Genomic DNA, 12,246 nt, shown 5'->3' on the forward strand with positions numbered 1-12,246 from the left:
TTATGAACTTCTCGTTTGTGTAGAAGTAATAATTCTTTGATACAACAATATTGTTATTTTGCAGGAATAGACAAAGGTGAGTTGTTTCTATTAAGAAAGGAAGGGGAATTAAGCTATGGTTTCAGGAGTTAAGACTCAAAAAATAAAAACAACTCAAAGTTAAGGGCAGTGCCAAGTAGAGAAACGACTTGAGTACTGCCCGCCTAAGCATTTATGAAATTAGTTTGCTGAAGCTAAGTTTTTGTTGTACAAGTTGAAGTAATGTGCCTGTCTTTTCAACAGTTCATCATGATTACCACTCTCAACGATTTGTCCGTCTTTCATTACAAGAATTCGGTCTGCACTTTGAATGGTTGATAAACGGTGTGCAATGACTAAAGTTGTCTTCCCAATCATCATTTTATTCAAAGCTTCCTGAACAAGGCGTTCTGACTCGTTGTCTAAGGATGCCGTAGCTTCATCTAAAAGTAAGATCGGTGCGTTACGGAGAATTGCTCGTGCTATAGCGATGCGTTGCTTCTGGCCACCAGAAAGGTTTGAGCCTCTTTCGCCAACTTCAGTTTGAAATCCATCTGTCAAGCCAGTAATGAATTCATAAGCATTCGCGTGAATTGCTGCCTGAATGACTTCTTCCTCTGTTGCATCCGGATTTCCGTACTTGATGTTTTCAAGAATAGTTCCGGAAAAGAGATAAGGCTCCTGGGGTACCATAGAGAAGTATCTTCTGACATCTTCTTCACTCAAGCTTTCATAAGACTGGCCATCGACTGAAATGCTTCCTTTTGAACTAGGATATAGACTCAGTAATAGTTTAAATAAGGTTGATTTTCCGCTACCACTTGGCCCAACAATAGCGATAAACTCACCCCTGCTAATATTAACGGATAAGTCATTTATTACAGATTCATTCTCGTATTCAAAGTGAACTTGTTTCAAGCTCAAATTGTTAAACGAAGTTTTAACTGGTTTTGCATCGTGTGGTACGGTTGATGGTTCTTGCGAAACGTCCAAAATTTCAGAGATCCGGTCTGCGGCACCCATAGAGTACTGAAAATGTCCCCATATACCTGAGAATGCTGTGAACGGCATAATTAAGTAATTCATAAGTTGGATAAAAGCAAGTAAGCTTCCTATAGTCATATCGCCTTGAGAAACGAAATATGCGCCAAGAATGAATGCAATAATGAATGCAATGTTTGCAACAACTTGTGTAGTAGAATCTAATGCGCCGTTCATTCTACCGTTTTTAAGTTCCAATTTTAAAATTTTTTCTGCTTGTTTCACGAATTTTTTATGGAAAATGTTTTCTAGTGCAAAAGTTTTGAAGATAATACTTGATCCCAGAACATCTTGTAAATAACTGGAAGTCTGTCCATTTTGATTTTGTAAATCGTTTGAGAGTCTTCTCATAGCTTTACCAAACAAGGCTGCAACGGCTAAGGTAATTGGTCCAATTAACAAGCATATAATTGCCAGTTTCCAGTTTATCGAAACTAAATAGATGAAGGAAAAAATAGCGAGAAGAGGGTTTTTAATTAGCTCTATTAGTGTATTCCCGAGCGCATCACCTACCATTGAATTGTCATTAGTCAGTCGGGTAACCAATTGTCCAGAATGATTCTTATCGTAGAAGGATTGTTTTAATTGAAGGAGTGTGCTCATTGTTTTCTTCTTGAGATCATTACGAATCATACTGGCCACTTTAGCTTTTAAATATGTATCAGTGTAAGCATTGAAACCGAGTACACCTACGATAATACATCCTGCATAAATCATAAACATCCATTGCGAGGAGTCTTGTATTACGGCTACATCAGTTATTCTTGAGATAAACCAAGCAAGGGATAAATTTAGTGCAATACCAATAAGTGTCGTAAAGGCTAAGGGTACATAGAGATACCAGTATTGTTTTAAGTACGGTCCTATAAACTTCATGCGTTCCACCTCTTATGAAAATTCATTAAGTTTCTGAATAGTTTAAAAAACTATTTCTTTTTTATCGCTTCCAATGCAGCTTTTACTTGCGGGCTAGCTTTGATAACACCAAAAATTTTTGCTACTTTTACTGTTTTGTATATCGCTTCTGGAGTAACATCTGGATCCAAGATGAGCATACCAATTAATCTGATCTCCAGACTTTGATTTTTGTTATACAGCTCAACTAGATCAGATTGGTTATAGTGAACTACGCCCGCAGCTAGCACCTTGCTGGATATCTCGTGTTGTATGTATTGTTGATGCGTTGAAATTTGATTTCGCACCGAAGTTTTAATGAAATCGGTTCGATTCGAATAAAATCCTTGTTCAACTAGAAGATCAATGTGACCGAGATCAACAACACCAATATTAATGGTTATTTTCTCTGTTTTATCAATATTGTCCATTTTAGATTCAACTCCTCAGCACTATTAGTATGGTTAAATATAATTGAAATCGATCTACGGAAGTGTAAAAAGGCAATAACCATCCATACACCATCCATACACCATCCATACACCATCCATACACCATCTATATAGATTATATGTTAGAGAGGGTTAAAATTCAAGTTCAATAAAACTATGTTCTTTAGAAGTGTAGGAATATTAATTTTGTATAGTTGATTATCTTCAATTAAAGAACAAAACATGGAATCCCGGGATTAGGAACTTGGTTCCGAGACAGACAAGAACATTGTTTCAATGTAGATTAGAAAAAATAGTTAATCGGGTATGATGCCTTTTCAATAAATTCAGTCCATATGAGTTACTTTTCTCACTTTAAATCATGAATTCAAAGGATTTCATTCTTTGTAAATGTCATTCACCGATTTGGCCATTAAGATTGGAACGAGCGTTAATCAAATATGCGGCCTGAAGTAGCTGTATACGAAATATCTAAGAGCCCCGGCTATCAGTGGACTTTTAATATTTAGTACTATCATAAAAAGATCGATTATACTATTGCCTCCAGGGTACGATGAGTATATAAATTCAGACAAATAGGACTAAGAAATATGTGAATTAATCATATTGGAAAATAAAGTTGCTGTTTAAGTGCAACTAAAGCAGTAACGTCTGCTAAAGGCATTCATTGGGGATTTTCGTCGGAATTCATGCAGAGAGAACAATTAGTGGCTTACTAGAGCATGAATTAATGAACACGGAAGCGGGGAGCACCGGACTAACTGAGTTTACTATGAGTTGTTAACCGTTGAGGGGGCGAGGGAGAAAAATGAAATAAACCCATACCATGGTAAATGGACAAAGGAGGTTAAGCAGTTCCAGAGAGATATGTATAGATGTTAAATTTTATGGCGATACTTCTAATAAGAAAGAAAATATGGGATATGGGCAGTGAAGAACGTAAATTATGAAAAAAACGTCTCTTTTTAATCATTTAAGATAGAAATAAAACCTTTTTAGAAACCTAATCAATGAAGAAGTATTGTAATGATAAATCGAGTAATTTATATGAGACCATTTTGTAGATTTTAAATCTCCTCAAAATACACTACGAAGTATCCTTCTGTGATTTGATGTTCCCTTATCGATAGAACAATTTCTGAATTACTGGAATATTTAGATAGTCTGCATTCTAATTTGCATTTAACCTCCTCGTAATATATGGCACCCAGGAATAAAATCTAGTAAGTTAAACTTTCCAGTATTTAAATATTTAATACACTGCTCTTAAAGAGAGGGAGTAGAAATTTTTTGCGATGATATTCTTTTCATCACATGTTGCAAGATATAGCAACATCCAAAAAATGATATATAACAAGTATGAGTGTTAAACTCTATTATATTGTAGTAACGATGTAAGAGTAATTTAACTAAAAATGAATATATTGTTTTAACCAATACTGTTATCTAATACATAGAGCAGTCTTTTTTTTGTGTTACAATTAAAATAAATTATAAGGTTAAAATCAGTATCCATTATCATGCATAAAGATACAAAGTGAGGTTTGTGTTTTTTCTCACTAATTTTGAAAATCACTGATGAATTCAAAAGTTATAATAAAGTTTTCTTATTAATTATGAAAATATTTGTTTTTACATAGGCCCTTTTTGCTGATTTATTCTCATTAATTATGACAACGCACATGTGTGTGTGATAGTTGTTGTTGAGTTGATGATGATGGATATGTATGACAACGATGACTAATAGCAGAAGGCCAACACACATGTGCATATTAGGTTCAAAATGACGACGATCCATGCACTTCATTCTGAATTTTAAGGGAGAACATATTTGATATGAAAAATTGGAGAAAATCACTCTTATCGCTTATCATTTCTGCAGGGTTGCTGGCAACAGCGGCCCCGGCTATGGCTGCTCCGCAGCAGACGGGATTAAAGGTCAATGATCAAACGATAGACTATACCATACACTCGCCTATCGTGGATCAGGGTTCAACCCTGGTTCCGTTGAGAACAACACTTCAAGCGATGAATATCAAACTGAGAGATGTTGAGCATGGCACACTTCATCTGATTGTGGATGGCAAGGAGATCACGCTGAAAAGCAAAACGAAGCTGATTAACGGCGTGACGTATGCTCCCATCCGGGTCGTGGGTGAGGCAGCAGGCTACGAAGTTCGCTGGGATCAGCAATCCCGCACCGTGCTTTTGGTGTCCAAAGCAACGGGGGAAGGTGCCCGTGGTTTCATGTGGGAAGTCGAGCATAATGGAAATACGGTGTATCTGGTAGGGTCCATGCATATTGCAGACGATAGCTTCTACCCATTGCGTCAGGAATTTGAGAAGGCTTTTGTAGAGGCCGATTATCTCGGTGTGGAGATCGATATCAGCAAAGCAGCCGATGAAGCCCAGCAGAAACTGATTATGGATATGGGGACGTATCAGGACGGAACAACACTGAAGGATCATGTGTCCAAGGAAACATATGCTAAGCTCGGTAATATTTTAAAACAAAGTGGCCTGGAAGCCAATGCGCTTGATGCATTCAAACCATGGGTGGCGGAAACGACCATCAGTAGTCTGAAATCAGGGAAAGCCGGATACGAAGCAGCTGCGGGGATTGATCTGTATTTCATCCAGAAAGCTGTTGAACGCAAAATACCCGTGCTGGAGCTGGAATCCTATGAATCCCAGTTAGGAATGTTCAATGGGTTCTCCAAGGACCTGCAAGAGAAGAATTTGAATACTGCACTCGACAATTTTGGTACCCTGGATGACACTGTCAACCAGATGGCTGAAATGTGGAAAACCGGGGATGACCAGGGATTGCTTGAATTCACTAATAGCATCGCTGGCGATCCAGAATATAACAAAGCGATGTTAATCGATCGAAATATCGGGATGGCAGACAAAATCGATGGATACCTGAAAAGTGATAAAAAAGAGGAGTACTTTATCGTGGTTGGCGCAGGTCACTTCCTGGGTAAGGATGGGGTCATCCAGTTGTTGAAGGATAAAGGTTATACCGTTGAGCGTAAATAAAATAACTGAAGTGGTTTAACAAAGGCAAGCCTAATGGCTTGTCTTTTATGTATTTATCCATAGAAGTACACTCAAATCTCATTTTATACAACAACATTATCCCTTATAAAGGAGAACTTCATTTGTAAGAGTATGATATTTGGTTTTGCTCTCCAAGATGGTTACTCTTTCGAAGAGAATGCTATTTTCCCTTCCTATATATTAGAAAATATGATATTTATCGACTGATATCGACAGTTAAATACAGACAATCTCTGATACAATAGTACTATATTTCTACTTAGGGAGGACTTTACTTGGAAGTAGCTATGCCTACAGAAGCTCAAATGCAAGCTTTATTATCAGGTTCCTCTTCCAGTTTGAACGTTAAGCTGGAACTTCAGTCACAGACAATACGTCTCCAAAAGGGATTTGATCGTTTAGTCTGTCTCTCGGAGATAGAAATAGAACCGCGTCCATGGCAGGCAGAAGCTGCATTGAAAGTGTTACGTGATATGCAAGGAAGTGCAATATTAGCCGACGAGGTTGGCCTGGGTAAAACAATAGAAGCAGGGTTGATTATTAAAGAACTCAGCACCAGAGGACTCATCAAATCTGTATTAGTCCTTGTACCAGCTCCACTCGTTGAACAATGGAAAGAAGAAATAAACGAGAAGTTTCATATTGAGCTAAAGGATATCAGAGAATCAGGTTGGGAGACAGCAAACTTTATTATTTCTTCCATTCCTGGGCTCGTACGATCTGAGGAGAGAAAACGGAAAATCAGTGAACGTACATTCGATCTCCTTATAGTAGATGAAGCGCATTGCCTTAAAAATCATAATACAGCTACGTATAAGTTCATTTACAGTATAAGTAAGATAAACACGTTGCTTATGTCTGCTACACCTATTCAAAATGACATTAGAGAATTATATAACCTTGTGAATATACTAAAACCAGGGTATTTACGTAGTCGGAAACTATTCCGAGAAGAGTATATTGTTAACCGATACACACCCAAAAATGTTCAAAACCTTAAAGATCTTCTTAATAAAGTCATGATCAGAAATCGAAGAGCCAATACATTGGTAGAACTACCTAGACGGAAAGTATACAGTGTGGAAATCGAGCTTTCTGGCGTTGAGAGAGACTTCCATAATCAGGTTATTGATTTCTGTCGTGATATTTATCGTAAGTATGTTGATGGTCAAATCGCTATCGGGTGGGATAAGACGGAAATTAATTTAATTGTTCTCATTCTAATGATGCTTCTAAAGCAGAATTGTAGTAGTCCGCATTCAACTTTGAGGACACTCAAGAACCGCATGCTGCCGCGGTTATCAGGACTTGATGATCAAAAAACATGTGAGAATCTCATTAATTTTGGTGAATCTATTGCTGTTCCGACCAAAACATTAGAAATTCTAAAAATCATTAAAGCGAATAATAATCAGGTCATCATATATTCTGAATATCTTGCAACCATTGAAATGTTAAAATCTGTGTTCACCAACCATGGAGTGACGTTCACCACTTACCATGGAAGTCTTTCTTCGAATGAAAAACAAATAGCTATCGAACGATTTAAAAATGGAGAGTGTCAAGTTTTTATATCAACAGAGTCAGGCGGTCAGGGACTTAATTTGCAGTTTTGCCACCGATTAATAAATTATGATCTACCTTGGAATCCAATGAGAATTGAACAACGGATCGGAAGAGTACATCGTTTTGGACAAGTAAATGATGTGGAAATATTTACGATGCCAACTAAAGGGACAATTGATGAGTATCTACTGTACATTTTGACCTCAAAGGTTAATTTATTTGAGATAGTCATTGGGGAATTAGATACGATACTCTCCTATATGAAAGTTGAGGACGATTCGCTTGAGGTTAGAATTGGCAAGATTATTCTAGAATCTATTCATGCATCCGAGATTGAAAACAAACTGCGCGCTATCGGTGAAGAAATGTTAAAAGCCCAACAAGAATTGAATGCGGATATTGATCAGACAACAAAAATATTGAATCATATCGGAGTAGGTGCCTAAATTGGAATTCTTTCAACTTAAAGATTATATAAAAGAAGGCTGCGCGTTTTTGGGAATAGAAGTAGTAACTATATCAGAACATTTGATGCACATCACTATTCCCAAACATCTTAAGGATGAGTTCTCAGGTGTCAGCGAATATCAAATAAGTTTTATTAGAACCTCTGATCCTAAGCAAACGTATATTACATTCGAATCATTTTTCACACAAAAGTTAGCTAAGCTAATTGCTGAGCAAAATCACGGTATTGGACATATCCTATTGCAGCACCCCATCAATCAATTAGTAAATGAAATGATCAGGAAGTTTCCAAACTGTGAAATAGAATTAGTAAATAAGCAAGAAAATAAGACGGACCAGCTATATGTTTGGTGTAAAACAACGGTTCACGGTCAACTAATTGAGGAATATCTTAAGGGCTTTCAGGTTGATATTGAGACAGGGGATATCATTCCTTTACTTGGGAGATTGGATCAGATTATAACTGAAAGTACAAGTGGACCTGTAATTGGACTTTCTAGAGAAAAGTTAGACTCTTCCATCTCTAAAGTTTTAACTGAAGCTTCTAAAGATGCGGAACATTTTGTTGATAAACTTATGAAGCAAACGAATAATCAACTCTCAAATGAGATTAATCGGATAAACGAATATTATGATACCCTTATTGCAGATAATCAAGCTGGTGAAACTTCAAAAGGTAATGATCCCAAAACGGAAATAGATTTACTAATCAGAGAGCGTGAGGCACTAATTCATCAACAACAGTTAAAGTTCTCTATATCAGAAAGTGAAATAAAGATTGAGCCGGTAGCCATACTAGTGGCAAGGAATATTGTCGAATATGGCACAGTACAAATCCATAGTAAGTATGGGAAGATCCTTTTGGAGATTTCTGGTGAAAAATCGATAAGTATTCATTGTCCTATCAGTAACTCTACTGAAGGTCCTTTTACAATCACTAGTGATCATGTCATAGTACAGAATAAACATACGTTTATATGTACGAATTGTAACAAGCTTTTGGATAATCGGAAGTTGAATAAATGCAATGTATGTGCTGATCCTATCTGCCCGTCATGTATGACGTTATCCAGTGTATCAAAGCATCCATTATGTAACACTCACTCTATCAATTGCCATACATGCTTGCAGGCTTGTGCTGAAGAAGAGCAGCATTGTTGCACAAATTGTAGTCAGTTTTATTGTCGTAATTGCAATCCAGGTAGCCTCTGCCCATTATGTAACTCTATAGCCCCCATTAGCGGGATAACTCCTACTGTTCAAAGGATTTTGAAGGTTATTCCTAATCCAACGAAATCAAAAAAATTTGAATATGCCGAAAAGGGAAACAGAATTGCTCTACTAGGCAAAGGGCTCTTTTTCAAAGAGTTTTTCGTTATATATGACAAGGTAGAGGAGCGGATTGTGGAAATACAAGAATTCGGAATGTTTAATAAAAAGAAGTAAGTAATATGTTATAACGACTCTCGTAACTGTTCACAACTCCTAATCCAATGCCACCAAACTCCATTCTCCTTGGCCATTGGCAGCGAAATAATAAGTGATAGCGCTTTGCTCTACCGTGTTATCTCTTCGTACATTACCTAATACATTTACAAGAATATGATGTTTAGTTTTATCTTCTGAAATGTTAAATATCTCTGTGAAATTACATTCCGCTCCGAACGCCACTTCCGTATAATGGTCAGCCGTTTGCGAATCTGGAAATGTACTTCGGAATGCAGGTTCATCTAAACTAACGGTAGCATCAAGATTACGTTTCAGAATCGTTATAATCTGATCGTTTAACAGGGGATCATATTCTTTTTCCCAATCAATAAATACTCCCTTTTGAAAACTCTGATCTGTTTTCGTTTCTGTAGAGTTCGTTGATACAGAATGCTCCGAAGAAGAATCCGATGTAGTGCGGGGAGTACAGGAAGCAAGGATTGGCACGACAAGCATCAACATAAATAATGTGTTGCAGATCTTTTTCAAGTTATATCCTCCTTATCTCATATTGAAATTGAATATATAAGTAAATAACGTACCAGCATGGGTAATGTTACATTCAAGTTAACTGAAAGGAAAAAAACTACTTACCTAGTCTTGTGGTAGAAAAGCGGTAAAATAGTAGATTATATAAGTGAGTATCCATCGGATCAAATGATATTGTACAGATACAACACAGTGAGCAAAAAAGTGAAGCCTGTAAAGAAAATTAGTCGTGTGGAGTTTAAACAATGGTCTAGGTTAGATAAATATCAGACTGATTAAAGTGGAAGAACACAATTTCAGTAAACTCTCAGTTGAATTTATCGTTCGTATCATCTGGATGGGATGACAGGGGGCTACTCCAAAAGAAATGGGGACGCAACCACGGACAGTAATGGCCGGTTGGATATTCGAATATCATTTGGCACACATAGAAGACCTGCCTGATCCTTATGGATCAAGCAGGTCTTTTGCTTGTTTACCTATTTTTATTCGATGCTTAAACCGTTTATCCGTTCAGAGATGGATCGCTTTTTATAGTACATACCAATGGTCAACAGCACCAGCATCTCGGATAGCGGTACAGCAAGCCATACGCCAGTAACACCCAAGAATGAAGGGAGGACAGCAATCAACGCAATCATGATAATCATTTCACGTGCAACTGTAATCCAGATGGCCATTTTGGCATTACCGACCGATTGGAAGTAGGTGCTCATGACAAAGTTAATACCCATGAACAAGTATGCAAAAGTAAATATTCGCAAACCATACACGGCGTTACCCGTGACGCTGTCACTGAAGTTCCCGAAGATTTGCACAAAATAAGGCGCTCCCCATTGCACAACAATCAGCAGCAGGACACCACACGCCAGAGCAGTTCTGGAGGCTATTCGAATGGTCTGTTTTTCCCGCTCCATCTGTTTGGATCCGTGATAATAGCTGACCAGAGGTTGTGCAGCAGATGCCAGACCGAGGAAGGCCAACAGCACAACGCCATGAATATAGTTCAGTACTGTGAAAGACGCCACGCCATCCGTGCCCGCAATCCGGTCCAGTGAGACGTTGTGAGAGATCGAGAAGACAGACATGCCCAACTCGGCCAGAAAGCTGGGAAAACCAATGAGTACAATGGAGGCCAGCAGTTTGGTATTCCATTTGAAACGGGTGAAAGTGAGCTGATTTGTTTTCTTAAAAAAATGAGTTAGCAGGACAAGAAGTGCCAGAGATGCCGATACGATTGTACCGATCGCAACGCCTCGCACACCCCATTCGAGCACATACAGTGTCACATAATTAAGCACGATATTGGCTACCGCAAATGTGATCTGAGCGTACATGGATGTGTTGGGATCTCCATCGTTACGAACAAAAATACTGAGTGCATTCTCGATGGTGAAGACAAACCCGAACAACAAGAAGATATTCATATAATCGGCAGCAAAAGGGAACGTTTCGGCATTGGCACCGAGAGCGTAGACCAGCTTATCTTTGAAAGTAAACGCAGTATATCCGATTGCGATCGTAATTAGCATAATGATTGTAACCGATTTGGTGAAAATTTGTTTGGCGGTTGTGATATCTTTTTTACCCATATAGGTTGAATACAAGGTTGCACCGCCCATGCCAATCCATAGGGACATGGCAACAAAAAGCGTGTAGACAGGAGAGGCAATCCCGATCCCGGCCAGAGCTGTAGATCCAAGCTTGTGTCCAACCATGATGCCGTCAATAATAAAATTAAAAGCGATAACCAGCATCCCTAATACAGAAGGCACGAGATAGCGTACAAATGCCTTACCTACAGATTGCCTTTCCAGTGGGTGCGTCCAAGTTGTGTTCATGATGACCTCCGTTAATAACTGAATGTTCGTTCTGCATTTATTTATACTGAACGTTCGTTCTGTATAATACCATACCGAGAATTTGGTTGGCAACTTTTTCAATGGATTATCGTTTATGTGGTAGAGTTAATGGATATTCTTTGATGCGGGAGGAAGCGATGTATGAAACAAAACAAATACGATGAAGCTGAATTTTTCGGCAGTTACAGTCAGATGGCTCGTTCCGTTCATGGGCTGAAGGCAGCCGGAGAGTGGCATGAGCTGCAAACGATGCTGCCTGGACTAAAGGATAAGAATGTACTGGACCTTGGATGTGGCTTTGGTTGGCACTGTCGTTATGCGCGTGAGCAACAGGCAAATCATGTAGTCGGCGTGGATTTGTCTGAAAATATGCTGCAGCGTGCACGAGAGATGACGGACGATTCACAGATAGAGTACAAGCGTATGGCGATTGAGGATATTGAATTTGCAGCGGGACAATTCGATGTGGTGATCAGTTCACTGGCTATGCATTATATTAAACGATTGGATCAAGTATATGCCAAAATCAATGCCTGTCTTGCTACAGGCGGCACATTTGTATTGTCATCTGAACATCCGATCTTCACCGCGCGTGCTGCACAGGATTGGCATTATGGACTGGAGGGTGAGATCATGCACTGGCCCGTGGATCAATATCATGATGAAGGACAGCGTGTGGCGAACTTTCTGAATCAGGATGTAGTCAAATACCATCGAACACTGGCGACACATTTGAATGAACTCATTACGGCCGAATTTACGATTCAACAGGTGGCAGAGTCCAAACCCTCCCTGGAGATGATTGAGCAGGTTCCCGGTATGCGAGACGAGAATCGTCGGCCGATGTTTCTGATGATTGCTGCGGTGAAGATATGAGTACAATAAACCAATGAGCAGGGAGAAAG

At 38.7% G+C, this 12,246-nt stretch carries 8 protein-coding genes; 4 read left to right on the forward strand and 4 right to left on the reverse strand.

The window, feature by feature from the left end; all coding sequences use genetic code 11:
- Positions 1-219 precede the first annotated feature (219 nt).
- Together ACR32F_RS02965 and ACR32F_RS02970 are read right to left on the reverse strand one after the other, a co-directional pair.
- On the reverse strand, positions 220-1,935 hold the full coding sequence (locus ACR32F_RS02965; protein ID WP_440115996.1) for an ABC transporter ATP-binding protein: 1,716 nt from the start codon (positions 1,933-1,935) through the stop codon (positions 220-222).
- Between the two features lie 50 nt (positions 1,936-1,985).
- The gene (locus ACR32F_RS02970) at positions 1,986-2,384 is read right to left on the reverse strand and encodes a CopG family transcriptional regulator (protein WP_076329996.1); all 399 of its coding nucleotides are present in this window, start codon (positions 2,382-2,384) and stop codon (positions 1,986-1,988) included.
- 1,857 nt (positions 2,385-4,241) lie between these two features.
- Here ACR32F_RS02970 and ACR32F_RS02975 point away from each other — a divergent pair.
- The 3 genes from ACR32F_RS02975 (at position 4,242) to ACR32F_RS02985 (ending at position 8,948) form a co-directional block, all read left to right on the forward strand.
- Positions 4,242-5,447: a TraB/GumN family protein gene (locus ACR32F_RS02975; protein ID WP_440115998.1), complete on the forward strand. Its 1,206-nt coding sequence runs from the start codon at positions 4,242-4,244 to the stop codon at positions 5,445-5,447.
- Positions 5,448-5,743: 296 nt separating this feature from the next.
- Complete coding sequence (locus ACR32F_RS02980) at positions 5,744-7,480, forward strand: DEAD/DEAH box helicase (RefSeq protein ID WP_440115999.1); 1,737 nt, start codon at positions 5,744-5,746, stop codon at positions 7,478-7,480.
- 1 nt (position 7,481) lies between these two features.
- Positions 7,482-8,948, forward strand: coding sequence for a hypothetical protein (locus ACR32F_RS02985; protein WP_440116001.1), 1,467 nt, complete (start codon positions 7,482-7,484; stop codon positions 8,946-8,948).
- 39 nt (positions 8,949-8,987) lie between these two features.
- Here ACR32F_RS02985 and ACR32F_RS02990 read toward each other — a convergent pair whose 3' ends face one another.
- Together ACR32F_RS02990 and ACR32F_RS02995 are read right to left on the reverse strand one after the other, a co-directional pair.
- On the reverse strand, positions 8,988-9,479 hold the full coding sequence (locus tag ACR32F_RS02990; RefSeq protein ID WP_440116003.1) for a hypothetical protein: 492 nt from the start codon (positions 9,477-9,479) through the stop codon (positions 8,988-8,990).
- Positions 9,480-9,964: 485 nt separating this feature from the next.
- Positions 9,965-11,320 (reverse strand): MATE family efflux transporter, encoded by a 1,356-nt coding sequence (locus ACR32F_RS02995; RefSeq protein WP_440116005.1) that lies wholly within the window; start codon positions 11,318-11,320, stop codon positions 9,965-9,967.
- 162 nt (positions 11,321-11,482) lie between these two features.
- Here ACR32F_RS02995 and ACR32F_RS03000 point away from each other — a divergent pair, with 162 nt between their 5' ends.
- Positions 11,483-12,217 carry a class I SAM-dependent methyltransferase gene (locus ACR32F_RS03000; protein WP_440116007.1) on the forward strand — a complete coding sequence of 245 codons (735 nt, stop codon included), beginning with the start codon at positions 11,483-11,485 and terminating at the stop codon, positions 12,215-12,217.
- Positions 12,218-12,246: the final 29 nt, after the last annotated feature.

This window comes from Paenibacillus hebaui, from assembly GCF_051934385.1.
Lineage (GTDB): Bacteria > Bacillota > Bacilli > Paenibacillales > Paenibacillaceae > Paenibacillus.